This is a genomic window from Martinezella miluonensis (assembly GCF_900094545.1).
Taxonomy (GTDB): Bacteria; Pseudomonadota; Alphaproteobacteria; order Rhizobiales; family Rhizobiaceae; genus Rhizobium; species Rhizobium miluonense.
This window is the reverse complement of sequence record NZ_FMAH01000001.1, coordinates 429126-455454: the sequence shown is the minus strand read 5'-3', so window position 1 is coordinate 455454 and position 26329 is coordinate 429126. Positions and strand designations below refer to the sequence as shown.

26 protein-coding genes are annotated in these 26329 nt (G+C 61.3%); 9 read left to right on the top strand and 17 right to left on the bottom strand.

Going from position 1 to position 26329, the window contains the following annotated elements; genetic code table 11:
* Positions 1–140 precede the first annotated feature (140 nt).
* From GA0061102_RS02285 to phnG, 7 genes are read right to left on the bottom strand one after another with little or no spacing between them, the layout of a single operon-like run.
* On the bottom strand, positions 141–758 hold the full coding sequence (locus GA0061102_RS02285) for a DapH/DapD/GlmU-related protein (protein WP_092843614.1): 618 nt from the start codon (positions 756–758) through the stop codon (positions 141–143).
* Complete coding sequence (gene phnL / locus GA0061102_RS02280; RefSeq protein WP_092843612.1) at positions 755–1462, bottom strand: phosphonate C-P lyase system protein PhnL; 708 nt, start codon at positions 1460–1462, stop codon at positions 755–757. The genes GA0061102_RS02285 and phnL overlap by 4 nt, the downstream gene beginning before the upstream one ends.
* A 9-nt stretch (positions 1463–1471) precedes the next feature.
* Complete coding sequence (gene phnK, locus GA0061102_RS02275; protein WP_092843610.1) at positions 1472–2248, bottom strand: phosphonate C-P lyase system protein PhnK; 777 nt, start codon at positions 2246–2248, stop codon at positions 1472–1474.
* On the bottom strand, positions 2245–3141 hold the full coding sequence (locus tag GA0061102_RS02270) for an alpha-D-ribose 1-methylphosphonate 5-phosphate C-P-lyase PhnJ (RefSeq protein WP_092843608.1): 897 nt from the start codon (positions 3139–3141) through the stop codon (positions 2245–2247). Before GA0061102_RS02270 ends, phnK begins: the two co-directional genes overlap by 4 nt.
* Positions 3138–4247 carry a carbon-phosphorus lyase complex subunit gene (locus tag GA0061102_RS02265; protein WP_092843606.1) on the bottom strand — a complete coding sequence of 370 codons (1110 nt, stop codon included), beginning with the start codon at positions 4245–4247 and terminating at the stop codon, positions 3138–3140. Before GA0061102_RS02265 ends, GA0061102_RS02270 begins: the two co-directional genes overlap by 4 nt.
* A 3-nt stretch (positions 4248–4250) precedes the next feature.
* The gene (phnH, locus tag GA0061102_RS02260) at positions 4251–4877 is read right to left on the bottom strand and encodes a phosphonate C-P lyase system protein PhnH (protein ID WP_092843604.1); all 627 of its coding nucleotides are present in this window, start codon (positions 4875–4877) and stop codon (positions 4251–4253) included.
* Positions 4877–5353, bottom strand: a complete 477-nt coding sequence (gene phnG, locus GA0061102_RS02255) for a phosphonate C-P lyase system protein PhnG (RefSeq protein WP_092843602.1) — start codon at positions 5351–5353, stop codon at positions 4877–4879. Before phnG ends, phnH begins: the two co-directional genes overlap by 1 nt.
* A gap of 101 nt (positions 5354–5454) precedes the next feature.
* Here phnG and phnF point away from each other — a divergent pair, with 101 nt between their 5' ends.
* Complete coding sequence (phnF, locus tag GA0061102_RS02250) at positions 5455–6189, top strand: phosphonate metabolism transcriptional regulator PhnF (protein ID WP_092843600.1); 735 nt, start codon at positions 5455–5457, stop codon at positions 6187–6189.
* A gap of 82 nt (positions 6190–6271) precedes the next feature.
* Here phnF and GA0061102_RS02245 read toward each other — a convergent pair whose 3' ends face one another.
* The 9 genes from GA0061102_RS02245 to GA0061102_RS02205 form a co-directional block, all read right to left on the bottom strand.
* Positions 6272–6508, bottom strand: a complete 237-nt coding sequence (locus GA0061102_RS02245) for a type II toxin-antitoxin system RelE/ParE family toxin (RefSeq protein WP_245297897.1) — start codon at positions 6506–6508, stop codon at positions 6272–6274.
* Positions 6505–6795: a CopG family ribbon-helix-helix protein gene (locus GA0061102_RS02240; protein WP_092843704.1), complete on the bottom strand. Its 291-nt coding sequence runs from the start codon at positions 6793–6795 to the stop codon at positions 6505–6507. The genes GA0061102_RS02245 and GA0061102_RS02240 overlap by 4 nt, the downstream gene beginning before the upstream one ends.
* Positions 6796–6899: 104 nt before the next feature.
* Positions 6900–7535 carry a 2,3-bisphosphoglycerate-dependent phosphoglycerate mutase gene (locus GA0061102_RS02235; protein WP_092843598.1) on the bottom strand — a complete coding sequence of 212 codons (636 nt, stop codon included), beginning with the start codon at positions 7533–7535 and terminating at the stop codon, positions 6900–6902.
* Between the two features lie 122 nt (positions 7536–7657).
* On the bottom strand, positions 7658–8482 hold the full coding sequence (gene dapB, locus GA0061102_RS02230) for a 4-hydroxy-tetrahydrodipicolinate reductase (RefSeq protein WP_092843596.1): 825 nt from the start codon (positions 8480–8482) through the stop codon (positions 7658–7660).
* Positions 8483–8497: 15 nt separating this feature from the next.
* Positions 8498–10237 carry an ABC transporter ATP-binding protein gene (locus GA0061102_RS02225; RefSeq protein WP_425348507.1) on the bottom strand — a complete coding sequence of 580 codons (1740 nt, stop codon included), beginning with the start codon at positions 10235–10237 and terminating at the stop codon, positions 8498–8500.
* Between the two features lie 331 nt (positions 10238–10568).
* The gene (locus GA0061102_RS02220; RefSeq protein ID WP_092843592.1) at positions 10569–11591 is read right to left on the bottom strand and encodes a glucokinase; all 1023 of its coding nucleotides are present in this window, start codon (positions 11589–11591) and stop codon (positions 10569–10571) included.
* Between the two features lie 34 nt (positions 11592–11625).
* On the bottom strand, positions 11626–12006 hold the full coding sequence (locus tag GA0061102_RS02215; RefSeq protein ID WP_092843591.1) for a methylglyoxal synthase: 381 nt from the start codon (positions 12004–12006) through the stop codon (positions 11626–11628).
* 98 nt (positions 12007–12104) lie between these two features.
* Complete coding sequence (gene mepA / locus GA0061102_RS02210; RefSeq protein ID WP_092843589.1) at positions 12105–13139, bottom strand: penicillin-insensitive murein endopeptidase; 1035 nt, start codon at positions 13137–13139, stop codon at positions 12105–12107.
* A 143-nt stretch (positions 13140–13282) separates the two neighbouring features.
* Positions 13283–13852: an isochorismatase family protein gene (locus GA0061102_RS02205; RefSeq protein WP_092843587.1), complete on the bottom strand. Its 570-nt coding sequence runs from the start codon at positions 13850–13852 to the stop codon at positions 13283–13285.
* Positions 13853–13889: 37 nt separating this feature from the next.
* On the opposite strand from GA0061102_RS02205, the gene GA0061102_RS02200 reads away from it, so the two are divergent.
* From GA0061102_RS02200 to pncB, 7 genes are all read left to right on the top strand, one after another.
* Positions 13890–14525 (top strand): TetR/AcrR family transcriptional regulator, encoded by a 636-nt coding sequence (locus tag GA0061102_RS02200; RefSeq protein ID WP_208858595.1) that lies wholly within the window; start codon positions 13890–13892, stop codon positions 14523–14525.
* A gap of 109 nt (positions 14526–14634) precedes the next feature.
* Complete coding sequence (locus GA0061102_RS02195) at positions 14635–16473, top strand: extracellular solute-binding protein (RefSeq protein WP_092843583.1); 1839 nt, start codon at positions 14635–14637, stop codon at positions 16471–16473.
* Between the two features lie 171 nt (positions 16474–16644).
* Entirely contained in the window at positions 16645–17736 is a 1092-nt protein-coding gene (locus GA0061102_RS02190; RefSeq protein WP_092843581.1) for a microcin C ABC transporter permease YejB, read from the top strand.
* Positions 17736–18890 (top strand): ABC transporter permease, encoded by a 1155-nt coding sequence (locus GA0061102_RS02185; protein ID WP_092843579.1) that lies wholly within the window; start codon positions 17736–17738, stop codon positions 18888–18890. The genes GA0061102_RS02190 and GA0061102_RS02185 overlap by 1 nt, the downstream gene beginning before the upstream one ends.
* Complete coding sequence (locus GA0061102_RS02180; RefSeq protein WP_092843577.1) at positions 18887–20524, top strand: ABC transporter ATP-binding protein; 1638 nt, start codon at positions 18887–18889, stop codon at positions 20522–20524. Before GA0061102_RS02185 ends, GA0061102_RS02180 begins: the two co-directional genes overlap by 4 nt.
* 11 nt (positions 20525–20535) lie before the next feature.
* Positions 20536–21495: a 2-hydroxyacid dehydrogenase gene (locus GA0061102_RS02175; RefSeq protein WP_092843575.1), complete on the top strand. Its 960-nt coding sequence runs from the start codon at positions 20536–20538 to the stop codon at positions 21493–21495.
* 204 nt (positions 21496–21699) lie between these two features.
* Positions 21700–23004: a nicotinate phosphoribosyltransferase gene (gene pncB, locus GA0061102_RS02170; RefSeq protein ID WP_092843573.1), complete on the top strand. Its 1305-nt coding sequence runs from the start codon at positions 21700–21702 to the stop codon at positions 23002–23004.
* A 27-nt stretch (positions 23005–23031) separates the two neighbouring features.
* Here pncB and GA0061102_RS02165 read toward each other — a convergent pair whose 3' ends face one another.
* Positions 23032–23985 carry a DUF1444 domain-containing protein gene (locus GA0061102_RS02165; protein WP_092843702.1) on the bottom strand — a complete coding sequence of 318 codons (954 nt, stop codon included), beginning with the start codon at positions 23983–23985 and terminating at the stop codon, positions 23032–23034.
* Positions 23986–24162: 177 nt separating this feature from the next.
* Between GA0061102_RS02165 and GA0061102_RS02160 the strand changes: the two genes are divergently transcribed.
* A complete protein-coding gene (locus GA0061102_RS02160; protein ID WP_092843571.1) occupies positions 24163–26328 on the top strand; it encodes a mechanosensitive ion channel family protein in 2166 nt (721 codons plus the stop codon).
* Position 26329: the final 1 nt, after the last annotated feature.

The following is a 26329-nucleotide window of genomic DNA, read 5'->3' as shown; positions in this document are numbered from 1 at the left end:
ATCCCGAACTACAAGGACCGCCTGAAAGCTGGATCGCTCGTTGGTGCCTCGCAAGCCCGGTTCGAGCGGAAAGCGTCTCGGCTTTCTGTTTTGGCGCAATTTCGGACGGAAAACCGCTACACACTTTTCCTGAAATTGCGCTAGGCGGCGTAGCGATCCAGAAAGTCTTCTGCCGAAAGGGCACGGAAGTCTGCGAGCGCCGTGCGCAGACGGTCGTGATCCCAATCCCACCAGGCAAGCCTGTCCATGCGTGCGCCGACCTCTGCGGTGAAGCGTTCGCGGATGAGCTTGGCCGGCACGCCCCCGACGATCGTGTAGGGGGCGACGTCTTTGGAGACGACGGCGCCGGCACCGATGACCGCACCATTACCGACCGTGACACCAGGCAGGATGGTGGCGCCGTGGCCGATCCAGACGTCATGGCCGATGACGACGCGATGGTCGCGCCGCCAGGTGAAGAAATCCGTCTCCATATCGGCATCCGGCCAATAGTCGGCGGCGCGATAGGTGAAATGGTGCAGCGTGGCGCGCCATGTCGGATGGTTCGTGGCGTTGATGCGCACGGCGGCGGCGATGTTGACGAACTTGCCGATCGTCGCGCACCAGACCGCACCATCCTGCATGATGTAGGAATAGTCACCGATCTCGACCTCGTCGATACGGCAGCGGTCCGAGACTTCCGTGTAGCGGCCGAGCGTCGATTTGTTGACGCTGGCCGAAGGGCTGATGAAGGGCGTTTCGCCCAATTTGCGGCTCATGCAGCTGCCTTTCTCGGCGAGAACTGCGAGACGTCGAGAATGCGGCTGCCGACGGCTTCGCGCACCTCTTCGTCATGGAAGATGCCGAGAAGGGCGACGCCCGCCTGCTTCTTCTGCTCGATCATGTCGACGACGACGGCCCGGTTCCTGGCATCGAGCGAAGCCGTTGGCTCGTCGAGCAGCAGGATGGCGTGGTCGGTGATGAAGCCGCGCGCGATGTTGACGCGCTGCTGCTCGCCACCCGAGAAGGTGGCGGGAGGCAGCTGCCAGAGCTCCCGCGGCAGGTTCAGCTGTGCGAGCAGACCGGCCGCCTTTTCGCGCGCATCGGCCGCCGTCACGCCACGGGCCAGCAGCGGCTCGGCGACGACATCGATGGCAGCGACGCGCGGCACGGTGCGCAGGAACTGGCTGACATAGCCCATCGTCTGCCGGCGTACTTCGAGCACGGTGCGTGGGTCGGCGGTGGCGAGATCGACGATCTTGCCCTTGTGCGTGACGAGGATCTGGCCGTTATCGACGGCGTAATTGCCGTAGATCATTTTCAGGAGCGAGCTCTTGCCGATGCCGGAGGGACCGCCGAGCACGACGCATTCGCCGGCGGCGACCGAGAAGGAGACGTCGGCGACGACAGGTAGGCGCAGGCCGTCGCGCAGATGCATGGTGAAGCTTTTGAAGACTTCGGAAACGACGAGTGGGGTTGCCATGATACTTCCTCAGACCTGCAGGATCGAAGAGACGAGCAGTTGCGTATAGGGTTCGCGCGGATCGTCGAGCACGCGGTCGGTCAGACCGTGTTCGATGACGTATCCGTCCTTCATCACCATCATACGATGTGACAGGAGCCGCGCGACGGCGAGATCGTGTGTGACGATGATGGCCGACAGGCCGAGATCGTTGACGAGGCCGCGTACGAGGTCGAGCAGACGTGCCTGTACCGAAACGTCGAGACCGCCGGTCGGCTCGTCCATGAAGACGAGGCGCGGCCCGGTCACAAGATTGCGGGCGATCTGCAGGCGCTGGCGCATGCCGCCGGAGAAGGCGCGCGGCTGATCGTCGATACGGTCGGCGTCGATTTCCACCCGCTCCAGCCAGTCGATGGCCGTGTTGCGGATGTTGCCATAGTGGCGATTGCCGATGGCCATCAGCCGCTCGCCGACATTGGCGCCGGCCGAAACCGTCATGCGCAACCCGTCGGCCGGGTTCTGATGCACGAATCCCCAGTCGGTGCGCATTAGGAAGCGGCGCTCGGCCTCGTTCATGCGGAACAGGTCGCGATAGGTCTCGTCGCGCATGTGATATTCGACACTGCCTGTCGTCGGCAGCAGCCGGGTCGAGATGCAGTTGAGCAGCGTCGTCTTGCCGGAGCCGGATTCACCGACAATCGCCAGCACTTCGCCCGGCCACAGTTCGAAGGACACATCCCGGCAGCCGATGCGGCTGCCGTAGAATTTCGAGATGTCCTTGACTTTCAGAAGCGGGGTGTCGCTCATTCTGCAGCCTCCTTGCTGTCGGGCAATCCATCGGGCGCAAGCATCGCGCCGGCATGGCCGTGGGCGCGACGGTCTTCGCAGAAGTCGGTGTCGGAGCAGACGAACATGCGCCCGCCCGTGTCGTCGAGGATCACCTCGTCGAGATAGACCTGCTCGGCGCCGCAAAGAGCGCAGGGCTTGTCGAAACGCTGGACCTCGAAAGGATGGTCCTCGAAGTCGAGGCTGACGACTTCGGTGTAAGGCGGCACCGCATAGATGCGCTTTTCACGTCCGGCGCCGAAGAGCTGCAGCGCATCCGACAGATGCATTTTCGGATTGTCGAACTTCGGCGTTGGCGACGGATCCATCACGTAACGGCCGGCAACCTTGACCGGATAGGCATAGGTCGTGGCGATGCGGCCGTTGCGGGCGATGTCCTCGTAGAGCTTCACATGCATGAGGCCGTATTCCTCAAGCGCGTGCATCTTGCGGGTCTCGGTCTCGCGCGGTTCCAGATAACGCAGCGGCTCGGGGATCGGCACCTGGTAGACGAGCACCTGGTTCGGGCCGAGCTTGGCTTCCGGGATACGGTGACGCGTCTGGATGATGGTCGCCTCTTCCGTGCGGGTGGTGACCGCGACATTGGCGACCTTCTGGAAGAAGGCGCGGATGGAGACGGCGTTGGTCGTGTCGTCGGCGCCCTGGTCGATGACCTTCAGCACGTCTTGCGGGCCGATGATCGCCGCCGTCAGCTGCACGCCGCCGGTGCCCCAGCCATAAGGCATCGGCATTTCGCGCGAGGCGAAGGGCACCTGATAGCCGGGAATGGCGATCGCTTTCAGGATGGCGCGGCGGATCATCCGCTTGGTCTGCTCGTCGAGATAGGCGAAGTTGTAGGTGGCGAGTTCGGTCATTCGGCTGCCTCCGTTATGGAATCCATGCCGCGTTCGCGAGCGGCCTCGAAATCGCGGCGCATGCGCCGCACCAGGTCGAGCTCGGCCTGGAAGTCGACATAGTGTGGCAGCTTCAGATGTTCGACGAAGCCGGTCGCCTGCACGTTGTCGGAGTGGGAGATGACGAATTCCTCGTCCTGAGCCGGCGCAACAATGTCTTCTCCCAGCTCTTCGGCGCGCAGCGCGCGGTCGACCAGCGACATCGCCATGGCCTTGCGCTCGCTCTGGCCGAAGACCAGACCGTAGCCGCGGGTGAACTGCGGCGGCGCCTTGGCCGAACCCTTGAACTGGTTGACCATCTGGCATTCTGTCACCTGGATGCGGCCGAGCGAGACGGCAAAGCCGAGTTCCGGCACGTCGAATTCGACCTCCACTTCGCCGATGCGGATTTCGCCGGTAAAGGGATGGTTGCGGCCGTAGCCGCGCTGGGTCGAATAGCCCAGCGCCAGCAGGAAGCCTTCGTCGCCGCGGGCGAGCGCCTGCAGGCGAAGATCGCGGCTCATCGGGAATTCCATCGGCTCGCGCGTGAGGTCGCCGATTTCGTGATCGATCGGTAGGGTGCCGTCGCCTTCGATCAGACCTTCCTGGCTGAGGATTTCGGAAACGCGCATGACGCGACCTTCTTCAGCTGGCCGCTGCATCGGCTCGTCCACTTCCTCGTCGGTCAAAAGGCTCGGGTCGAGCAGGCGGTGTGTATAGTCGAAGGTCGGGCCGAGAAGCTGGCCGCCCGGCAGATCCTTGTAGGTCGCCGAGATGCGGCGCTCAATCTTCATCGCCGCCGTGTCGAGCGGCTGGGAATAGCCGAAGCGCGGCAGCGTTGTGCGATAGGCGCGCAGCAGGAAGATCGCTTCGATCATGTCGCCGCGCGCCTGGCGAACGGCAAGCGCCGCCAGCGTGCGGTCATAAAGCGAGGCTTCGGCCATGACGCGGTCGACGCCGAGCGCGAGCTGCGCGACGATCTGGTCGATGCCGAGCGCCGGCAGCGAACGGTCGCCGCGGCGACGGTCGGCCAGCAGCCGGTGAGCATTGGCGATGGCGGCTTCGCCACCCTTTACGGCAACATACATATGTCACACCTCCGTCGCGGTGATCTTGGTGGTGCGCGGCAGGCAGAGGAATTGCCGGCCCGCTGTCAGGATGAGATCGACGCCGCGCGGAAAGAGCGCGCGATTGTCGTTCCAGATGCGCAGCAGCGCATCCGGCAGCCCGATCGGGGCGATCATGGTGACGTCCTTGATGCCCGGGCCGGAAAGCGCCAGTTCCTTGCCGTCTTCCAGGCCTTGGATTTCCAGCACGATGGTCGTCGAGCGGTCGGGATATTCCTGGGTGCCGATGCCGAACTGGCTGAAGGAGGACAGCGCCATGCCGGCTTCGACGAAGGCGAAGTGCGCTTCCAGCCGTTCCGAGATGACCGGGGCTCCGCTGTGGAAGGCCAGCCATTCCGGCAGGCTCGATCTTGAAAGGCTGTTTGAAAGCCAGACCGGCGTGTCGTGGTCGCACAGGGTCAGGCCGATAGCACCGGCCGCAATGCCGAGCGGGGCCGGCGGAGTAATGTCGGCGGTGACGGTCTGCACAGTGCCTGGGCGCGCCATGCCGTCCATCGTCATCTTGAAGACGTTCTGCCCGTCGAAGACAGGATCGCTGAAGCCGCCGGTCAGGGCTTCGTTGCCGAAAGTTGGTGTGTTGAACAGGCTCATCAATCTTCTCCGCGGACCATGGTGAAGAAATCGACGCGGGTCGCCGCAGTCTCTTCGGCGCGCTTGCGATCATAGTCGGCGATGCGTTCGGTGACCGGCTGCAGGATTGCCTTCTCGACGAAGCCTTTCGTCGCCGATTGCTGCCAAAGGGCATCGAAGATGGCGGAAAGCCGGGCTTTTTCCCGATCCGTGCCAAGCGAATGCGAATGACCGATGGTGCCGGAAGCCAGTCGGACGGTGGCGCGCGTCACCGTCACTTCGCCGAGGTTGAAGGGGGAGCCGCCGCCGCCGATGCGGCCGCGCACCATGACGAGCCCGGTTTCCGGCCCGCGCACCGGCCGAACCGCCGGCTTGCTCGGCAATGCTTCCCAGGCCGCCTCTAGCTCGTCGCGCTCGGCCTGCGCCAGAAGATCGGCAACGCGCTTGCGTTCCCGGCGCTCCTGTGCGGCCGCTTCCTGCCTTTGTGCTGAATTCATCGCGTCTTCCTCTAAATGTCTATTGATATAGACAACCATACAATGTAGATGTATATCTATTAGTGAGTCGTGACAAGCGTGTGACAGGGCGAGTGGGCGAAATGGCAGGGCAGAAGATACAGAGACAGACTGGCGTGGCGCTCTGGCGGCAAATCGCCGACCGGATTCGCACGTCGATCAATCACGGTGATTTCGACGAAACCGGCATGGTGCCGCCGGAGACGACGCTGGCGCTGCAGTTCGGCGTCAACCGGCATACGATCCGGAGCGCGCTGGCGGCGCTGGCGCAAGAAGGCATCGTCCGGGCCGTGCAGGGGCGCGGCACGCTGATTGAGCGCAAGGAGCGGCTGAGCTTCCCGATTTCGAAGCGGACGCGCTTCTCGCAGGGGATCGGCGATCAGGTGCGCGAGACCCGCAGCATGCTGCTTGCCGCAAGCGAGGAGCCGGCAAATGTCGAGCTTGCTCGGCAGCTCAAGATCAACGCCGGCACGCAGCTTGTGCGGCTCGAAACGCTCGGCCAGGCGGACCATCGCCCGGTATCGCGCGCCACCAGCTGGTTCCCGGCAGATCGTTTCGGCGACATCGCGGAGATCTATCGGGCGACCGGATCGATCACCAAGGCATTCAAGGAGCTTGGCGTGCCGGATTACGTGCGCGTCGTCACCGAAATCACCGCGACGCATGCCGACGAAAGCGATCTGTCTGATCTGCAACTATCCCCGGGCGCCATCGTTCTGGTCGCCCAAGCGCTCAATGCGGATCTCGACAATGTCCCGGTGCAATATTCGATTTCACGCTTCGCCGCCGACAGGGTGCGGTTCACGATCGAGAATTGAGATCGAAGCTCTTTGGATCAAAGCAAAGAGACTGGTTATGCATCGCTCGGTGGCCATTGCTGTGCGGCATGAAGAATGCGGATTACTCGCACGTTCCTCCTGCGAGATCGTAAACCGGCAAATAGTTTTTGTGTACGACGAGTTCACACGTCCCAGATACACGGCCCGGTCGGCCCGTCATCGGATGTGTAATAAGCTGTGTTGATCGCTTGGCAACGAGTTCATCAAGCGCGAGTGCCGCAGAGGCATTATCCGCCTCGATGTAGGTATAGATCGCGCGCCGGTCAGCTCTAGCTTCGGGAGTCCAAGCAAGCTTCACGAAGGCTTTCCGCTTAGCCTGCGACGAGTTTCATCTCGCAAGGCAGCGAACTCTGCTTCGACATCGTCGGCGGGAGTAAGATTGCCAGCATTGGCGGACGCAAGACCGGTTTGAATCTGCTGACGAAACCATGCGTCATATTCGGCAGCGTCTTGCTGACGTTTCACATAGTCACGCATGAAACCTCGAAGCAATTGCGCTCCGGTTTGATCATGCGCTTTTGCGGCCTCGCTGAAGGCGGACTTCAAGTCTTCCTCAACCCGAAAAGTAAATGTGGCGTCCGTCATATTTAGTCCATGTGTTGCATGCGTAGTGCAATGTAACACATACTGCCATATTTTCCACCCCTCATCCATTCGGGAAGGCGAGGGGTGGTTTGCCTTTCAGCCGCTCAATGCGCGCCGGACATGTCGCCGAGGACTTCCTTCGAGGCGACGGTGGAATCGGCCTTGAGTTTGTAGACCATGGGCACGCCGGTCGCGAGGTTGAGTTCCAGGATCTGTGCCTTGCTCAGGCGGTCGAGAACCATCACGAGCGAACGCAGCGAATTACCGTGGGCCGCGACAAGCACGTTCTGGCCGGCGAGCACGCGCGGCAGGATCTCCGTCAGATAGTAGGGCCAGACGCGAGCGCCGGTGTCGCGCAGGCTTTCGCCGCCGGGCGGCGGAACGTCGTAGGAGCGGCGCCAGATGTGAACCTGCTCTTCGCCCCACTTGGCGCGGGCGTCGTCCTTGTTGAGGCCCGAGAGATCGCCGTAGTCGCGCTCGTTCAGCGCTTGGTCCTTGATCGTTTCGAGGCCGGGCTGGCTGATTTCATCGAGGATGATGTCAAGCGTGTGCTGGGCGCGGGTGAGATCCGAGGTGAAGGCGATATCGTATTTGATGCCGTAGGCGGCCAGAGCCTTGCCGCCCGTCTTGGCTTCTTCGACGCCAAGCGCGGTCAGATCGGGATCCTTCCAGCCGGTAAAGAGATTCTTCAAATTCCAGTCGCTCTGCCCATGGCGAACGAGGACGAGAGTACCGCTCATAATGTCACTCCTTGATAGAGCAATTCCAGGAAAAGTGCGTAGCGGTTTTCCGTCCGGAATTGCGAGACAATAAAAGGCTGGAGCGGTTCAGCAGTTCCATGCTGAACCGCTCCAGGATCGGATTAATGTGTGGCAAGCCCGAGAACGTCGAGCATGGAATAGAGGCCGGGTTTCTTGTCGCGCGCCCAGAGCGCGGCCTGCAGCGCGCCTCGGGCAAACAGCGAACGGTCGCCGGCATTGTGCGACAGCGTCAGCCGCTCGCTCTCGCTGGCGAAGATGACCGAGTGATCGCCGACCACGCCGCCGCCGCGCAACGTCGCAAAGCCGATCGCGCCTGTCGGGCGCGGGCCTGTATGGCCGTCGCGCACGCGTGTGGAATTGTCGCTAAGATCGATGCCGCGGCCCTTGGCCGCCGCCTGGCCGAGCAGCAATGCCGTGCCCGAGGGAGCATCGACCTTGTGGCGATGATGCATCTCCAGCACCTCGATATCCCAGTCGTTCGAAGGGAGCGCACGCGCCGCCTGCTCGACGAGCACGCTCAAAAGATTGATGCCGAGGCCCATATTGCCCGATTTGACGATGCGGGCATGGCGCGCGGCCGCCTTGAACTTGGCCTCATCCTCATCCGAGCATCCGGTCGTGCCGATGATATGGATGATGCGCGCCTGTGCTGCGAGGCCGGCAAAGGTGACGCTGGTTGCCGGCGTCGTGAAATCGATGACGCCTTCGGCATGAAGAAAAGCGGAAAGCGGATCGTCGGTCACGGGAACGCCGATCGGCCCCAGCCCGGCAATCTCGCCGGCATCCTTGCCGATGAAGGCGGAGCCGAGACGCGCGACCGCGGCATGCAGGGTTACGCCGTCCGTGGCATGGATGAGGCGGATGAGAGCCTGTCCCATGCGGCCCGCCGCGCCCACCACCACCAGCTTCATCGCATCGTCGCTCATATCGTCTCTATCGTTTTATTTGCGGGAATTGCCGGAAGCGACCGGCCGCTGAAGGTTGTTAAGGCGAGCGTAGAGGCCATTGTCGGCCTCCGCAAGCGTCTCGTGGTTGCCCTCCTCGACCACGCGTCCGTTCTGCATGACGACAATCTTCTCGGCCCGGACGACCGTCGACAGCCGGTGGGCGATGACAACGACCGTGCGGCCGCTCATGGCTTCGTCCAGCGCCTTCTGCACGGCTGCTTCCGATTCCGTGTCGAGCGCCGAGGTCGCTTCGTCGAGCAGGAGGATCGGCGCGTTGCGCACCAGCGCGCGGGCGATCGACAGGCGTTGCCGCTGGCCGCCGGAAAGCGTCACGCCGTTTTCGCCGACCGGTGTATCGTAGCCCTGCGGCTGCGCCATGATGAAATCATGGGCATAGGCATGCCGCGCCGCTTCCTCGATCTCTGCATTGGTCGCGTCCGGCCGGCCATAACGGATATTGTCGCGGATCGTGCCTTCGAAGAGATAGGGCTGCTGCGAGACATAAGCGAGATGCTGGCGCAGCGACTGCTTGGTGATCTGGCGGATGTCCTGCCCGTCGATGAAGATGCTGCCTTCTTTCGGGTCGTGGAAACGCGGAATGAGATTGATGACGGTGGACTTGCCGGCGCCGGAAGGGCCGACGAGCGCCGTCGTCTGTCCGCCTTCCGCAACGAAGCTCACATCGTCCAGTACGGCGTCGCTGCCATAGGCGAAGCCGACGCCGCGGAATTCGATGCGGGCCTGCGTGACAACGAGCGGCTTGGCATCGGGCAGATCGCGCTGGCGCGGCTCCATGTCGAGCAGCTCGTAAATCATCCGCGCATTGACGACGGCACGCTCCAGCTGCACCTGCAGCTTGGCGAGACGGCGTGCCGGATCATAGGCAAGCAGCAGCGAAGTGGCGAAGGAGAAGAACACGCCCGGCGAGACGCTGTCGTTGATCGATCGATAGGCGGCATAGGCAAAGAGGCTGGCGATCACAAAGCCCGCCACGCTTTCCATCAGCGGACCGTTGCGCTCCGACAGGCGGGCGATACGGTTCTGCCGGTGCTCGGCCGCGGTGATGAGTTTGTTGATCTTGCTCTCCAGCTCGTTTTCCATCGTGAAAGCTTTGACGATGGAAATGCCCTGGATGGTCTCCTGCATCGCGCCAAGCACATGGCTGTTCAAGACGATCGCTTCGCGCGTCGCTGAGCGCAGGCGCTTGGAAATATAACGAAGCGCGAGGAAAAGCGGCGGCGCGATGACGACGAAGGCGATGCTCAGCACCGGATCCTGGAAGATCATGACGCCGACCAGGGATACGAAGGTCAGCAGGTCGCGCGCCGTCGAGGTGATCGTCAGGTTCATGACGTCGCGGATGCCCGAGACGTTCTGGCTGATCTGGGCCGCAAGCTGCGCGGAACGGGCTTCGCTGAAGAAGCCGACCGACAAAGTCATCAGGTGACTGTAGATCCGTCGCTGATAACGAGCGATGATGTTGTTGCCGATCTTGCTGAGAATGACCGACTGAAAATACCCGGCGAAACCGCGCGCCACGAAAACAGCAAAGATGCTCCCGCAAATCAGCCAGGCATCGATGAGATTGCGATCGACGAAGGCTTTGTCGATGACCCACTTCATAATATAGGCGATGTAAGCCGTCGATAGTGCCACCAGGATCAGGCAAATGATCGCGATAGCGTAGCCCCATACATGATCACGGCCGTTCTCGGCGATGATGCGCTTCAGCATGCCGGTAATGGCTTCGCTGTCGACGTTGTTTTTTTGGGTATCGGGCGATTTCAAAAATCGGCTTCCTGTCTCAAACCAAGCGAGCCGCGCATGGCATATGCTTTCGCGGCTCTATAAAGAGTTAGGGCGGCTTTGGCTAGAGATGGCTTGCCGCGCTGGTTAAGAGCCATGCCTGGAGCCAAGTTCATTATAGGCGAGGGAGGTCCGTTCTCAAAGACGCCGGGCTTTCCCTTCTTGTTCTGAACGGCCTTGAAAAACCAATCCCAAGACCGCCATTCGGCGAACCGGTCGGCAGCCTTTCCTCGAAGGGCTGCCTGCCATTCCGGTCGGGTCAGCGCCGCCAGCGGCGGCCCTCTGTTGCAAGACCAAAGCTTGCCGGTTTGCGGGCGTAGCTGGCAAGGCCGGACAAGGCGGCCAGCGGATGCGTCACCACATGCGTTGGAATGGTCTTCATCATTTCTGTATGCGGCGCCTTGTCTTCGAAGGCAGCGCGGAATTCCGGCTTTTGCAGTGCCGGCAGGATTTTCTGCGAGATGCCGCCCGAAAGATAGACGCCGCCGCGCGCCATGAAGATCATGGCGATATCGCCGGCGACGCGGCCGAGATAGGTGACGAAAAGCGTCAGCGTCTCTTCGGCCTGCTTATTGGTGCCGGCAAGCGCGTGGGTGGTGATGTCGGCCGGTTCCTTGAGGCTCGGCTCGATACCGTCTGCCTTGCAGATGGCGTGATAGAGGTTCTGCAGACCGCGGCCGCAAATGACTTGCTCGGCCGAGATCCGGCCCTCGATGGCTTCCAGATACGGCCAGATCTGCAGGTCGCGCTCGCTGCGCGGTCCAAGATCGATATGGCCGCCTTCGCCCGGCACCGGTATCCACTGGTGCTGGGTATGGATCAGACCAGCCACGCCAAGCCCGGTGCCAGGTCCAAGCACGGCGCGCGAGGCGGCATTGTTTTCCGAGGTTTCGCCGATGCTTTCGCGATGGTCGTCGGCAACTTCGGCGATCGCCAGCGCCTGTGCCTCGAAGTCGTTGATGATAAGCACATCTTCGATGCCGAGATTGGCGATCATCGTCTTCGGACGGATCACCCAGTCGCAATTGGTCAGCGGAATTTCATCGCCCTGCACCGGACCGGCCATGGCGAGGATCGCCGAGCGCGGCTGCACCTTGCTCTTTTCGAGGGTCAGCTTGATAGCGTCGTCGATCGTCTCGAAATTCGCCGTCTGCACGACGGGAAAATGCTCCTGCTCGGAATTCGCATCGGCAAGGATCGAGAAGCGTGCATTGGTGCCGCCGATATCGCCGATCAGGATGGGAAAAGGCTGTGGGGCATCGCTGTGATTGAGCTCGGGCATGGCCAGGTCCGTGGTCTGCCGCCGGCAAGGCGGATTAATGGTTCAGTGTTTTGATCAGCCGCTCGGCAGTGGATTCGTTGAGCGCCATCGGAATGTCGTAGAGAACGGCAAGCCGCGTCAATGCCTTCACGTCGACATCGTGCGGCATGGGGGTGAGCGGATCGATGAAGAAGACCAGCATGTCGATCTCGGCGGTGGCGATGAGCGCGCCGATCTGCTGGTCGCCGCCAAGCGGCCCGCTTTTCAATCGGGTAACCTTGAGATCGGGGCAGGCATCGAGCACGCGGCCGCCAGTCGTGCCGGTTGCAACGATATGCCAATTAGCAAGCGCTGCCTGATTGCGCCGGGCAAATTCCGCCATCGCATCCTTTTTCTGATCATGCGCGATCAGCGCGATGCATTTGCTGTCAGCCATGAAATCTTGCTCCAGCCAGTGCTTTCAATCGATTTATTCGCCTTCTATACCAACGAGGCGCCTTTTGAAAGACTACCCCGGCAGGGATTGTTCTGGCCTCATTGCTGCGGGATCTGCCCCGGCGGCGTATTGCCGGAGACGGGCATTGCGTCCGTTTCCGCCGTCGCATCGGCAGTCTTGGCGCCGAAGGTGGCGGCGCGAGCGGAAGCAACCGGCGGTGCCGCCAGTACGGCCTGGCAGGCCCTCGGCAAATCGGAAACCATGACCTCGCGCGGCTTTTGGGGCGGCTTCGTGCTGGGCTTCGGCTTGGCCCAGGGCTCCGGCCCGAACCACCAGGCGAGCGCCTTGTCGCAGCCGTCGCCGGCGGTGACTGGCGCCTGCCCCGTGCAGCCGGCAGAACCGGCAGGGCAGCGGATGCGGATGTGAAAATGCGAGTCGTGCCCATATTCCGGCCGCAGCTTGCCGAGATTGGCGCGGTCGCCCGTCCATGTCTCGCACATCTTCTTCTTGATCGCCGGGTTGACGAAGATACGCTCGACCTCTGGATAGCTGGCCGCGCGCATCAGCAGGCGGGCATGCGCCGGCGTCCAGACCTTGTCGTTGATCGTCAGGAACTTGTCCTTGGCCAGCATCGTCGTGAAGGGCAGGGCTTCGCGCTCTTCGGCCGTCATCTTGTGCCGAGGCATCGGCGTCAGCCAGACGTCGGCGTCGAGGCCGATCTGGTGCGAGGCATGGCCATTGATCATCGGACCGCCGCGCGGCTGCGAGATATCGCCGACGAGCAGGCCCGGCCAACCGTCATTCTTCGCCGCATCGCGCGACAGGTGCTCCAGCAGGCCGATCATCTCCGGCCTTCCCCAGCGGCGATTGCGCGACAGGCGCATGGCCTGCCATGTCGGGCCGTCGGTGGGCAGTGCAACCGCGCCGGCAAGGCAGCCCTTGGCATAGAAGCCCAGCGATTGCGGCGGTCCCTGCGTCGGCAGCGTCACCGCCCCGAAGACCGCCTTTGCGCTCCCGGGTGAAGGAGTGGCCTGCTGCGCCAGCACGTCGCCGGCGACAAGACCCATCCCGATCACCGTCGCGAGAGAGAATTTGCCGATTGTTCGAAGGGAGCGAATCAGAAGTGAAGCCATGCATATCCTTGAAAGGCGGTCGGCGTCAGCCGAAGTGATTTGCGGCGAGATTATCCTGAAAAAAGATGGAAGTTAATCCGCGGCAATCACTTGCGGCCGACGAGCGACCGCCTTTTCCTGGATCGATCGTGGCTCCGGGCAGGTCAGTTGGCTAAAATTTCCGCCGTCTTCCGGATGCGCGACAGGCGCGGCAGCACTTTCGTGCAGGCGAAATCCTGCATCACCTGCGAGAGCGTCGTCACGGCATCTTCGGCGACAATGACGGCATAATTTGCCGCATAGGCATCGCGCGCCGTCGATTCCACGCCGAAATTGGTGGCGACACCGGTCAGGATCAACGTGTTGATGCCGCGGCGGCGAAGCTGCAGGTCGAGCGCCGTGCCGTAGAATGCGCTCCACTGCTGCTTGACGATAGCGACATCCGGTGTCAGCGCCGCTATCTCGGCCGGAGCTTCGAGCGCGGCCGGCGGCAAACCTCCCGGGGGAAGCGGGAAGCTTTCGTCTGTCGGCTGATTGACAGCGTCGGCATAGTCTGCGGAAAATCCGAACGTGACAAACACGGTCGTTCCGCCATCGGCTTTCAGCTTGTTTGCGATGGCGACCGTATTGGCGATGATCTGCGGGGCGGAGTAGGGCGCAAGCGGCCGGTTGAGAACGAGGCCTTGCAGGTCGATGGTAACAAGAGCGGTGGTCTTGGAATCGTAAAGTGACATCTGGGGGCTCCGAGAAAAACATGAGGGCATCCTCACAATGGAAAATATGAGGATGACCTCACAAAAATCAAGTGAAGAATTGAAGACGCGCACGCCGAAGCGGCAGCGCGGCCATGATCGCGTCGTCATTCTTCTGGAGGCGGCGGCAAAGGTCTTCGCGCGCAAGGGCTACGACGCCGCAACGATGACCGAGATTGCAGCCGAGGCGCATTCATCGATCGGCTCGCTCTATCAATTCTTCCCGACCAAGCCCTTGCTCGCCGAAGCCTTGCATATCGATCGCCTGGACCGGCTGAAGGCCAGGCTTCGAGACGTGGCGGAACGGAGCGCCGGCCTTTCCGCCGCCGATTGCGGCGAGGCGATTTTCGATGCGCTCGCTGCCTTCATCGAGGAATATCCGGAGCTTCCAGTGCTTGCCGGGCGCCGCGATATCCCGAAGGAGCGCAAGGCGCGCTCGCGTACCGAGCTGAAGGAGCTGATTGCGAACGTCCTTCGACAGGCGCGGCCGCCTATATCGGACGATATCGCGCTGATGTCGGGCATCGTGCTCGAACTGCTACGTATCGCCGTCCTTGTCGGCAACGAGCCGGAAGCCGTGGAGGATCGGCGTGTCGTCACGGAATTGCGGCTGATGCTGCGCAAGCGACTGGAAGAGGCCGCGGCAGCAGGTTGATTTCCGAAATCGTTCTTCGACGTCTTTGCGAAGAGGCGAGCTATTGCGTCCTGCTTTTTGCCCTCATTTGCCTTATGCTGATTCTCCAGAAATCATCGGGAGATCATGAATGGCATTGTCGCGGTTGAAAGCAGGCTTGGTCGCTTCTCTTTTTTGCCTGCTGGCAATGCCGGTAATCTCGAAAGCCGAGGAGCCGCAATTCCGCATCGGCACGGCCATTCTCGGCGATCTCAAATACCAGCCCGGCTTCAAGCATTTCGATTACGTCAACCCCGACGCGCCAAAGGGCGGCGAGGTGAAGCTGTCGAGCAATGGCACTTTCGATACCCTCAACCCGGTGCTCTACAAGGGCAATCCCGCCGAAGGGACAACGCTGATCTACGATACGCTGTTGAAGAAGGCCGATGACGAGACCAACTCCTCCTACGGCCTGCTTGCCGAGGGCGTCTCCTATCCCGATGACGTTTCGAGCGCCGTCTTCCGGCTACGTGCCGAGGCGAAGTGGGCAGACGGCACGCCCGTAACGCCCGAGGATGTCATCTTCAGTTTCGAGAAAACCAAAGAACTCAATCCGCTGGCGACAAGCTACTACGCCCATGTGGTGAAGGCCGAAAAGACCGGCGATCGCGACGTTACCTTCCATTTCGATGAAAAGGGTAACCGCGAGCTGCCCTCGATCCTTGGCCAGCTTACCGTGCTGCCGAAGCACTGGTGGGAAGCGAACGGCCCCGACGGCAAGCCGCGCGATATCTCGCGCACGACGCTCGAGCCGCTCATGGGGTCCGGTCCTTACAAGATTGCATCCGTCCAGCCGGGTGCCTCGATCCGCTACGAGCTGCGTGACGATTATTGGGGCAAGAACCTGCCGGTCAATGTCGGCCAGAATAATTTCGGCGCGATGAACTATGTCTATTTTTCCGACAACGACGTCGCGTTCGAGGCGTTTCGCGGCGGCGCCGTCGATTACTGGCAGGATAATTCCACCAGCCACTGGGTGACCGGCTACGATTTTCCGGCTGCCAAGGATGGCCGCATCAAGCGCGAGGAACTTCCCAACTCGTTGCGCTCGGTCGGCATCATGCAGGCGCTCGTCCCCAATATGCGGCGCGAACGGTTCAAGGATCAGCGCGTCCGCGAGGCGCTGAGCTACGTCTATGATTTCGAGGAGCTGAACCGGACCCTCGCCTTCGGGAAATTGACGCGTGTTGACAGCTTCTTCTTCGGCACGAAATTCGCCTCTTCCGGCCTGCCGCAAGGCCAGGAGCTCGATGTTCTGAACAGCGTCAAGGACAAGGTGCCCGCCGAGGTGTTCACCACCCCCTTTGCCAATCCCGTCGGCGGCGACCCGCAGAAGGCGCGCGACAATTTTCGCAAGGCGATCGCCCTGTTCAAGGACGCGGGCTGGGTCCTCAAGGGCAACAAGATGGTGAACGCGCAGACCGGCCAGCCGTTTACGGTGGAGCTCCTGCTTGGCAGCGCCTCGCAGGAACGGTCGGTGCTGCCCTACATCCAGAACCTGAAGCGCATCGGCATCGATGCCAGCATCAGGACGGTCGATACCTCGCAATACATCAACCGCATTCGCAGCTTCGACTATGACATGATCTGGGTCGTCTGGGGTGAGACGCTCAATCCCGGCAACGAGCAGGCCGACTATTGGGGCTCCGCCTCCGCCGACCGTCAGGGATCTCGCAACTATGCGGGCATAACCGACCCCGCCATCGACTCCCTCATCGAGAAGGTTATCTTCGCGAAGGACGTGGCTGAGAAGGAGGCGACGGTCAAGGCTCTCGACCGCGTGCTGCTCGCCCACCATTATGTCCTGCCGATGTTCTACGGGACGACGACCAGGATAGCCTATTGGGACAAGTTCGAACATCTGGCCGAGTTGCCCTATTACTCCATCGGCTTCCCCGAGGTCTGGTGGTCGAAAAGCGCCGGAAAGTGAGCCTCTCTTGCAATAAGGGCTTCGCTGCCTCCAAATGCTCAAGGCTGATTCGGATAGTTTGAAGCCGAAATAACTGCGCCGGTTCGCATCCGGCGGAAGGGAATGTGATTTGATCGACAGATGGATTGAGGCGAGGCGGGATATATTCCTCTTCGAGGGGGCAGCCGGCTGATGGGCGCCTATATTCTGCGACGCCTGCTGCTGATGATCCCGACCATCGTCGGCATCATGGCCATTTCCTTCACCATCGTCCAGTTTGCGCCGGGCGGCCCTGTCGAGCAGGTCATCGCGCAGCTGACCGGGCAGGGCGATAACGCCAGCGGCCGCCTGTCCGGCGGCACCGACATGCTGGCTCAGCAGGCCGTCGATGACAGCAACTCGAAATATCGCGGCGCGCAGGGGCTCGATCCCGAGCTGATCGCCAAGCTCGACAAGCAGTTCGGTTTCGATAAGCCGCCGCTCGAGCGCTTCGGCCGAATGATGTGGAACTATATCCGCTTCGATTTCGGCGAGAGCTTCTTCCGCAACACGACGGTCATCGACCTTATCGGCCAGAAGCTGCCGGTGTCGATCTCGCTCGGCGTCTGGATCCTGATCTTCTCCTATACCATTTCCATCCCGCTCGGCATCCGCAAGGCGGTGCAGGATGGATCGACCTTCGACGTCTGGACGTCCGGCATCATCATCATCGGCTATGCCGTCCCGAGCTTCCTGTTCGGCATCATGCTGATCGTGCTGTTTGCCGGCGGCTCCTTCTTCGACTGGTTCCCGCTGCGCGGCCTCGTCTCGGATAATTTCGCTGACCTCAGCTGGTGGCAGAAGGTCCTCGATTATCTCTGGCATCTGGTGCTGCCGCTGATCTCGCTGTCGCTCGCAGCCTTCGCCACGACGACGCTGCTCACCAAGAATTCCTTCATCGAAGAGATCAAGAAACAATATGTCATCACCGCCCGCGCCAAGGGTCTTTCCGAACGGCGCGTGCTCTATGGCCATGTCTTCCGCAACGCCATGCTCATCGTCATTGCCGGCTTCCCCGGTGCCTTCATCTCTGCCTTTTTCACCGGCTCGCTGCTGATCGAGAATATCTTCTCGCTCGATGGCCTTGGCCGCTTGAGCTATCTCTCCGTCGTCCAGCGTGATTATCCGGTGGTGTTTGCGACGCTTTTCATCTTCTCGCTGCTCGGCCTAGTCGTCGGCCTCGTTTCCGACCTGATCTACACCTGGATCGATCCGCGCATCGACTTCGAGCGGAGGGACGTGTGATGGACGCTGCCAGCCATCCGACTTCCCAACCGGTTGTAAAGCCGCCGCGCAAGGGTTTGTTCTCGCCGACCAATGTGCGCCGCTGGGAGAATTTCAAGGCAAACCGCCGGGGATTTTGGTCTCTCTGGATCTTCCTTGTCCTGTTCGTCATTAGCCTTGGCGCTGAGTTTATCGTCAACGATCGGCCGATCCTCATCTCCTACAAGGGCGAGATCCTGACGCCGATCTTCGTCGACTACCCGGAAGAGAAGTTCGGCGGCTTCCTGGCGCAGACGGATTATCGTGCCCAGGATATCCAGGACGAGATCAACGCCAACGGCTGGATGATCTGGCCGCCGATCCACTATTCCTATCAGACCGCCAATTCCAACCTTCCCACCGGAATGTCGGCGCCCACCCCGCCCTTCTGGGCAATGAGCAAGGAAAAGCGCTGCGCGGGCTATGCGGCCGGCACTGCCGACCCGAACTGCAACTGGAGCAATTTCAACTGGCTCGGCACCGATGACCAGGCGCGAGACGTGCTCGCCCGCCTGATCTACGGCTTTCGTATCTCGGTGCTGTTCGGCTTGGCGCTCACCATCTGCTCGGCCGTCGTCGGCGTCTGCGCCGGTGCGATACAGGGCTATTTCGGCGGATGGACGGACCTGCTGATGCAGCGCTTCATCGAAATCTGGTCGTCCATGCCGGTCCTCTATATCTTGCTGATCATCGCCTCGGTCCTGCCGCCCGGCTTCTTCATCCTGCTCGGCATATTGCTCTTGTTTTCCTGGGTGGGTCTCGTCGGCGTGGTGCGCGCCGAATTCCTGCGGGCGCGCAATTTCGAATATGTGCGCGCTGCCCGCGCACTCGGCGTCAACAATCGCACCATCATGTATCGCCACCTGCTGCCGAATGCGATGGTCGCGACCTTGACCTTCGTTCCTTTCATCCTGTCGGGCTCGATCTCTACGCTGACCTCGCTCGATTTCCTGGGCTTTGGCATGCCGCCCGGCTCGCCGTCGCTGGGGGAAATGATCGCCCAGGGCAAATCCAACCTGCAGGCGCCCTGGCTGGGGCTTTCGGCCTTCTTCACCATGTCGATCATGCTGTCGCTGCTGATTTTCATCGGTGAAGCCGTGCGCGACGCCTTCGATCCGAGGAAGACGTTCCGATGAGCGAAAACTCCACTCCGCTACTGTCTGTCCGCAATCTTTCGGTCGCCTTTCATCAGGGCGGGCAAACCTCGATCGCCGTCGACGGTGTTTCCTTCGATATCCATAGGGGCGAGGTCGTGGCGCTGGTCGGCGAATCCGGCTCCGGCAAGTCGGTCTCGGCCAATTCGATCCTGAAGCTTTTGCCCTATCCGGCCGCGAGCCACCCTTCCGGCGAAATCCTGTTCAAGGGGAAGGATATGTTGAAGGCATCGGATAGCGAGCTGCGCGCCGTGCGCGGCAACGACATTACGATGATCTTCCAGGAGCCGATGACTTCGCTCAATCCGCTCCATTCGATTGAGCGGCAGATCAGCGAAATCCTCGCGCTGCATCAGGGCATGACCGGCGAGGCTGCCCGCAACCGAACGCTGGAGCTTTTGAACCAGGTCGGCATCCGCGAACCGGAGAAGCGTCTCAAGGCCTATCCGCATGAACTGTCAGGCGGCCAGCGCCAGCGCGTGATGATCGCCATGGCGCTCGCCAACCGCCCCGAGCTCCTCATCGCCGACGAACCGACGACGGCACTCGACGTGACCGTGCAGGCGCAGATCCTCGAGCTGCTGCGCGAACTCAAGGGTGTGCACGGCATGTCGATGCTGTTCATCACCCATGATCTCGGCATCGTCCGCAAGTTCGCCGACCGTGTCTGCGTGATGACCAGGGGCCGCATCGTCGAGACCGGCACGGTGGAAGACGTCTTCACCCGGCCGCAGCATGACTATACCCGCCATTTGCTGGCCGCCGAGCCGCGCGGCGAGCCGCCGGTAAGCGATGCCGGCAAGCCTGTCGTCATGGAAGGCAACGACATTCGCGTCTGGTTCCCGATCAAGGCCGGCTTCATGCGCAAGGTCGTCGATCATGTGAAGGCGGTCGACGGCATCGATCTGAAACTCAGGGCCGGCCAGACGCTTGGCGTCGTCGGCGAATCCGGCTCGGGCAAGACCACGCTCGGTTTGGCGCTCGCCCGGCTCATTTCATCCCGTGGACGCATCAGCTTCGTCGGCAAGGATATAGCCGGCTATTCGTTCCGCGAGATGCGGCCGCTCCGTAACCAATTGCAGGTGGTCTTCCAGGATCCTTACGGGTCGCTCAGCCCGCGCATGTCGGTCGGCGAGATCATCGCCGAAGGGCTCAAGGTGCATGAGCGGTCGCTTTCGGCCGATGAGCGCGACAAGCGCGTCTGCTGGGCGCTGGAGGAGGTCGGCCTCGATCCGTCCACCCGTTGGCGTTTTCCGCATGAGTTCTCCGGCGGTCAGCGTCAGCGCATCGCGATCGCACGCGCCATGGTGCTGAAGCCGCGTTTCGTTATGCTGGACGAGCCGACCTCGGCGCTCGACATGAGCGTGCAGGCACAGGTGGTCGATCTACTGCGCGATCTGCAGAAGAAGCACGATCTCGCCTACCTGTTCATCAGCCACGACCTGAAGGTGGTGAAGGCGCTCGCCAACGAAATGATCGTCATGCGGTTCGGCAAGGTGGTGGAACAAGGTGCCTCGGCCGATATTTTCCGTGCGCCGCAGGAAGATTACACCAAAGCGCTTCTTGCCGCCGCATTCAACATCGAAGCGGTCCCAACCGCTGCCATCAAACAGTGAAGACTTCCGCCATGCCGGCCAAAAGCCCCATTCTTGTCGACCTGAAATTCGATCCTGCATCCGTTGCCAAGGCGCTTGAGACGGCCTTTGCCGATCGCGACATCATCAATCTCGCCGATCCCGCCAACAAGGGCGCGGATCTCATCCATGTCGATTATGCGCTTCTGTGGAAGCCGGATGCCGATCTTTTTCAGCGCGCGCCCAATCTGAAGGTCATCTTCTCTGGCGGCGCCGGTGTCGATTCGATGATGTCCATCGCCGGCCTGCCCGACATTCCGATCGTTCGCTTCGTCGATCGCAGCCTCACGACACGCATGAGCGAGTGGGTGGTGATGCAGTGCCTGATGCATCTGCGAGATGTTCAGGGGCATTTCAGGAACCAGCGCCAGCGCGCATGGGCGCCGCAGCATGGCCCCGAAGCCGCCGATGTCACCGTCGGCGTCATGGGTCTCGGCGTTCTCGGCTGCGATGCCGTCGCCAAGCTGAAGGTGATGGGCTTCGATGTCATCGGCTGGTCCCGCAACAAGAAGCAGATCGACGGCATGGAAACTTTCGATGCCGCCGGGCTGGATGCATTTCTGGCGCGTACCGATATCCTGGTCGGCTTGTTGCCGCTGACGCCGGAGACGACAGGCATCTACAATGCGTCGCTCTTTTCCAAGCTCCGCCGCAATGGAGCTTTGGGCAAGCCGGTCTTCATCAATGCCGGACGCGGCAAGAGCCAGGTTCAAGCCGATATCGCCTCGGCGATCCGAACGGGTATTCTGGGTGGCGCTTCGCTCGATGTCTTCGCCGTCGAACCCCTGGCGGCGGACGACCCGCTCTGGGATCTGGACAATGTCATCATCACGCCCCATGATTCCGCAGTATCAGAAGAAAAGGCGCTCATGCGCCATGTCGAGGAGCAGATCGCCCGCTTCGAACGGGGCGAACCGCTGCAGCATCTGGTGGATCGCAGCCGGGGTTACTAAGTCTGTATCAGATGGCGGTGATCGAGGCCCTTCGCCTCGGTTGTTGCCGGCGATGGGCGACCCATCTACTCTGGTATCAATTTTCTTTCAGCGACTGGACTTTCGCTCAACATTTTTTGATAACAGAGTGCGACATACGCTTGCCGGCATGCCCGCTGGCGAGAAATGGGCCGTCGGCAGGGCAGGAGACGGGGCAGGAACGACATGACGAAGACGGATATCGCCACCCGCGTCTATAACCATACCTGGAAGCTCGATCCGATCGTCCGCAGTCTGATCGACACGGATTTCTATAAGCTTCTGATGCTCCAGATGATCTGGAAGCTCTATCCGGACGTCGACGCTACGTTCTCGCTCATCAATCGCACCAAGAGCGTGCGCCTGTCCGAAGTGATCGACGAGAAGGAATTGCGCGAGCAGCTCGATCATGCCCGTACGCTCCGTCTCTCCAAAAAGGAGATGATCTGGCTTGCGGGTAACAGCTTTTACGGCCGCGCCCAGATCTTCGAGCCGGAATTCCTCGCATGGCTGTCGAATTTCCAGCTGCCGGAATACGAGCTTTCGAAGCGCGACGGCCAGTATATCCTCGATTTCCACGGCTCGTGGAAGGAAACGACGATGTGGGAGATCCCTGCACTCGCGATCATCAACGAGCTTCGTTCGCGCACTGCGCTGAAGGCGCTCGGACCCTTTACGCTGGACGTGCTCTATGCCCGCGCCAAGGCGAAGATGTGGGAAAAGGTGGAGCGGCTGAGAGAGCTGCCCGGCCTGCGCATTTCCGATTTCGGCACCCGCCGCCGCCACAGTTTCCTCTGGCAGCGCTGGTGCGTCGAGGCGTTGAAGGAAGGTGTGCCCCACGCTTTCACCGGCACGAGCAACGTGCTGCTCGCCATGGATTCCGATCTCGAAGCCGTCGGCACCAATGCGCACGAGTTGCCGATGGTGGCTGCAGCGCTGGCCCGGAACGACGAAGAGCTCGGCAAGGCACCCTATAAGGTGCTGCGGGACTGGAATCGTCTCTACGGCGGCAATCTGCTTGTCGTGCTGCCTGACGCCTTCGGCACGGCCTCGTTCCTGCGCCACGCGCCGGAATGGGTGGCCGATTGGACGGGTTTCCGTCCAGACAGCGCGCCGCCCATCGAAGGTGGCGAAAAAATCATCGACTGGTGGAAGAAGATGGGCCGCGATCCGCGCCAGAAGCTGCTGATCTTCTCCGACGGCCTCGATGTCGAAGCGATCATCGATACCTACAAGCATTTCGAGGGGCGTGTGCGTATGAGCTTCGGCTGGGGCACCAACCTGACCAATGATTTCGCCGGCTGCGCGCCGACGGAACTCAAGGGTCTCAACCCCATCTCCATCGTCTGCAAGGTCATCGAGGCCAATGGTCGTCCGGCCGTGAAGCTCTCGGACAATCCGCAGAAGGCGACAGGGGAACCGGCTGAAGTCGAACGCTATTTGAAGTTCTTCGGTGCGGAAGATCGAGTCGATCAGGACGTGCTCGTTTAAAGCCCTTACGCGATTTTGCGAAACGCCTCAGTGGCGGCTGATGGTTTCCAACCTCGCCACCCGCTTGAACAGTGTCCAGTTGCCATTCTCCCAGCGATATTGATCCGGCGAAATAACGTAGGGCACGTCGCTCAGATCGGCGCTGATCAGTTCCAGAAGCTGCAGGCCTTCAATGTCGTTCTCATGGGTGAAGAACACCTTGTCGCGCGACAGGAACGCCGCGATCGGCGCGGCGCCGCCGGACTGTTCTTGGATCTGTGCCCAGAAATTTGGCAGGAAGGCGACGCTGGATTCGAACTGGCCGTCCACCTCGACATATTGGAACCGGCTGCGCTTGGCGATGTGCAGGCCGGTTTTGGTGAGAAACGTCTGTAGATTGCCTTGGGCCAGTTCCGCCAGCTCCCGTGTGTCGATACCCCAGTCCTCCAGCGCCGTGGACATGACATAGCTGACGCTTGTCTCGCGATTGACCACGAAGAGCTTGATCAGGCCCTCGGCTTCGTCGAGATAGACGAATTGCGGCGGATCGGGCTCGTCCTTGACGGCCTGGATCATCTGTCGCCGCGCCACGTCGACGAAATCGCGCGCCTTCAGAACCGGCAGGACCTTGGCGAGTTCCTCGCCGCCATTCATGGCTTCCGTCATATTGAGATAGTTGAGCAACGCTTGCGCGCGAGCCGGGCCGCGCTTTTCCCGCAGCGCCAGCAGCGCGTTGCTGAGGAATTTCGTCATGGCATCGCCGTTGCGGCTGTGCAGTGTCAGGCTGCCGGCTCGGGCATCGTAATCGATCCTGATCAGGTCGCCGAAAAACGGCAGCCGTTCCTGCAGATAGGCTGCAAAACGCGCTTCATCCTGCAGGGCTTCGTCGGGGATATTCAGATCGAGCATCTTCATCGGCGGAGCGTCCGGTGGCTCGGGCGTCGGGAGCCTCTGCTCGGCCAGCTTGCCTTTACCGAAGAGCTTCTTCAGGAAATTGAACACGCGCGTCCCCAAGCATCGAACGGTACCGCTGAAGAACCTAGCGCGGCAGCTGCTCGTCGACAATGCCGAGGCGAGCATGGAAAGGGAAGGCGGTAAGTGCCTGCTTGCCCGCGGGAAAAAGGCGTATAGTCTGCCGAAGGCGGACTGGTTGGTCCGATTGAGGGAAGGGCGGTACGCATGAAGAATGTCAGGGGTAGCAGGCTGTCGATCGAGGCGCTGCTTTTCTGTCTCTTTGTATTCGCCGCCCCCCTCTCGGCTTTCGCCCAGAGTACCGCTGCCGCGCAATCGGCTGCACCGCCGCCCGACAAGGTTCGCGAACTCATTCAGCTGATGAACGAACCGGATGTCCGGCAATGGCTGACATCTCAGTTGAGCAATCAGCCGACCTCTTCCACCAGTCCCGCACCGGCCAGCGGCGACCAGATGTCCGTGTTATCGGGCCTGCTTGGTCACACGCGGCGCCACTTTGAAATCCTGTCCGGCTCGGCGATGACGTTGCCCTATCAGGTCATGATGGCATCCGAAAAGCTTGAGGATGAAGGCAAGGCGGTCGGTCTGCTGCGCATTATCATCCAGATCGTCATTCTTTTCTTCCTGGGGCAGGTGGCGGAGCTTGTCGTTGCCCGCTTCATCAATTCCAAGCGCATGCGACGTCAAGAAAGGGCTACCGACGCAGAGACCGAGCTGCAGGCCGCGCGATCCCAGTTTTTGGGCGGCGTCGTGCCCGCCATCATCCATGGCCTGGTGACCCTCATTCCGCTTCTCGCCTTCGACTGGCCGCCGGCGATCGAAAGCTTCGCCATTGCCTGTGTCATTGCGCTGGTCTCCATCCGACTGGCGATTTCCATCGGCAAACTGGTGATGGAGCTGATCGCCATGCGCCGGGCGAACGATATTCTGGACGAGGATGGCGGCGCTGCGCGCATTGCCGAACGGCGGCGCGTGGCGAGATACTGGTATCGGCGCTGCACCCTCTTCGCCATTTATTTCGCTTGCGGTTGGGCAGTCATACAGGCCGTCATCTCGCTCGGCTTTTCCGCCGGTGCGCGCGATCTCATCGGCTATACCCTCGGTATCGGCCTCTTTCTGATTGCCGTGACCGCCGTCTGGTCGAGACCCGTTGCGCCGGAAAATCGTGGGGCGAAGACGGTTTCCTGGCTGTTGACCATTTTCTTCGCGGCGCTCTGGTGCCTGTGGGTGGCCGGTTTCGATGGCCTTCTGTGGCTTGGCATCTATGCGATATTGCTGCCGCGTATTCTATCGGTCGCGACGCAGGCGATTGAGGCGCTGCATGATGCGGCCGATGGTATCTTCGGCGCCGGCAAGTTGGCGGCCGTGCTTCTCGACCGCGGCTTGAGGGCGATGATCATCACGCTCGCGGCCCTATGGCTGGGTTGGATGCTGGGGGTCGAGGCGCATGCAATGATGAGCGGCGATGAATCGAATGTCGGTCGCATAGCGCGCGGCATTCTGGGCGGGATCGTCATCCTTCTCGTCGCCGATCTCGTCTGGCACCTGGCGAAAACCTATATCGATGGCAAGCTGATGCAATCCCTGCCCGCCCTCAGCGATTCCGAAGAGATGAGGGCCAATCGCGCTCGGCTGCAGACGCTGCTGCCGATCTTCCGCAACATTCTTGCCGTCGTCATCGGCATCATCGCGATCATGATGGTTCTGTCGGGCCTCGGCGTCCAGATCGGACCGTTGATCGCCGGCGCCGGCGTTGTCGGTGTCGCTGTCGGCTTCGGTGCACAGACCATCGTCAAGGATGTCATCAGCGGTATCTTCTATCTGTGGGACGACGCCTTCCGCATCGGCGAATACATCGAGAGCGGCAGCCACAAGGGAGTGGTAGAATCCTTCAGCCTGCGCTCGGTAAAACTACGCCACCAGCGCGGCCCGCTGGCGACGATCCCCTTCGGCTCGCTCGGCGCGGTCAACAACATGAACCGCGACTGGGCCATCGATAAGATCATCGTCAAGGTCACCTATGACACCGATCTGGTGAAGCTGAAGCGGATCATCAAGGATATCGGCCAGCGCCTGCTGGAAGATGCGGATCTGAAGCCGAGCATCATCCAGACGCTGAAGATGAAGGGCGTCGAGCAGTTCGGCGATTTCGCGATCGAGATCAGGCTGGCGATCACTGCCAAGCCCAACGAACTCTCCGTCATCCGCCGCAGCGCACTGGCTCTGATCAAGCAGGCCTTCGACGAGAACAGCATCCAGTTCGCGGTCCCGACCGTGCAGGTGGCAAGCGACAAGGATGCAGCCGCCGCCGCGGCCCGGCAGCTTGTCCAGATGCGTGCGGCTGACATCGATGGCGGACAACAGGCCGGTTAAC

What these genes read in the sequence shown, in the direction of transcription:
- GA0061102_RS02285 (WP_092843614.1), bottom strand. Translation starts at nt 758, where the DNA reads ATGAGCCGCAAATTGGGCGAAACGCCCTTCATCAGCCCTTCGGCCAGC.
- phnL (WP_092843612.1), bottom strand. Translation starts at nt 1,462, where the DNA reads ATGGCAACCCCACTCGTCGTTTCCGAAGTCTTCAAAAGCTTCACCATG.
- phnK (WP_092843610.1), bottom strand. Translation starts at nt 2,248, where the DNA reads ATGAGCGACACCCCGCTTCTGAAAGTCAAGGACATCTCGAAATTCTAC.
- GA0061102_RS02270 (WP_092843608.1), bottom strand. Translation starts at nt 3,141, where the DNA reads ATGACCGAACTCGCCACCTACAACTTCGCCTATCTCGACGAGCAGACC.
- GA0061102_RS02265 (WP_092843606.1), bottom strand. Translation starts at nt 4,247, where the DNA reads ATGTATGTTGCCGTAAAGGGTGGCGAAGCCGCCATCGCCAATGCTCAC.
- phnH (WP_092843604.1), bottom strand. Translation starts at nt 4,877, where the DNA reads ATGAGCCTGTTCAACACACCAACTTTCGGCAACGAAGCCCTGACCGGC.
- phnG (WP_092843602.1), bottom strand. Translation starts at nt 5,353, where the DNA reads ATGAATTCAGCACAAAGGCAGGAAGCGGCCGCACAGGAGCGCCGGGAA.
- phnF (WP_092843600.1), top strand. Translation starts at nt 5,455, where the DNA reads ATGGCAGGGCAGAAGATACAGAGACAGACTGGCGTGGCGCTCTGGCGG.
- GA0061102_RS02240 (WP_092843704.1), bottom strand. Translation starts at nt 6,795, where the DNA reads ATGACGGACGCCACATTTACTTTTCGGGTTGAGGAAGACTTGAAGTCC.
- GA0061102_RS02235 (WP_092843598.1), bottom strand. Translation starts at nt 7,535, where the DNA reads ATGAGCGGTACTCTCGTCCTCGTTCGCCATGGGCAGAGCGACTGGAAT.
- dapB (WP_092843596.1), bottom strand. Translation starts at nt 8,482, where the DNA reads ATGAGCGACGATGCGATGAAGCTGGTGGTGGTGGGCGCGGCGGGCCGC.
- GA0061102_RS02225 (WP_425348507.1), bottom strand. Translation starts at nt 10,237, where the DNA reads ATGCTGAAGCGCATCATCGCCGAGAACGGCCGTGATCATGTATGGGGC.
- GA0061102_RS02220 (WP_092843592.1), bottom strand. Translation starts at nt 11,591, where the DNA reads ATGCCCGAGCTCAATCACAGCGATGCCCCACAGCCTTTTCCCATCCTG.
- GA0061102_RS02215 (WP_092843591.1), bottom strand. Translation starts at nt 12,006, where the DNA reads ATGGCTGACAGCAAATGCATCGCGCTGATCGCGCATGATCAGAAAAAG.
- mepA (WP_092843589.1), bottom strand. Translation starts at nt 13,139, where the DNA reads ATGGCTTCACTTCTGATTCGCTCCCTTCGAACAATCGGCAAATTCTCT.
- GA0061102_RS02205 (WP_092843587.1), bottom strand. Translation starts at nt 13,852, where the DNA reads ATGTCACTTTACGATTCCAAGACCACCGCTCTTGTTACCATCGACCTG.
- GA0061102_RS02200 (WP_208858595.1), top strand. Translation starts at nt 13,890, where the DNA reads ATGGAAAATATGAGGATGACCTCACAAAAATCAAGTGAAGAATTGAAG.
- GA0061102_RS02195 (WP_092843583.1), top strand. Translation starts at nt 14,635, where the DNA reads ATGGCATTGTCGCGGTTGAAAGCAGGCTTGGTCGCTTCTCTTTTTTGC.
- GA0061102_RS02190 (WP_092843581.1), top strand. Translation starts at nt 16,645, where the DNA reads ATGGGCGCCTATATTCTGCGACGCCTGCTGCTGATGATCCCGACCATC.
- GA0061102_RS02185 (WP_092843579.1), top strand. Translation starts at nt 17,736, where the DNA reads ATGGACGCTGCCAGCCATCCGACTTCCCAACCGGTTGTAAAGCCGCCG.
- GA0061102_RS02180 (WP_092843577.1), top strand. Translation starts at nt 18,887, where the DNA reads ATGAGCGAAAACTCCACTCCGCTACTGTCTGTCCGCAATCTTTCGGTC.
- GA0061102_RS02175 (WP_092843575.1), top strand. Translation starts at nt 20,536, where the DNA reads ATGCCGGCCAAAAGCCCCATTCTTGTCGACCTGAAATTCGATCCTGCA.
- pncB (WP_092843573.1), top strand. Translation starts at nt 21,700, where the DNA reads ATGACGAAGACGGATATCGCCACCCGCGTCTATAACCATACCTGGAAG.
- GA0061102_RS02160 (WP_092843571.1), top strand. Translation starts at nt 24,163, where the DNA reads ATGAAGAATGTCAGGGGTAGCAGGCTGTCGATCGAGGCGCTGCTTTTC.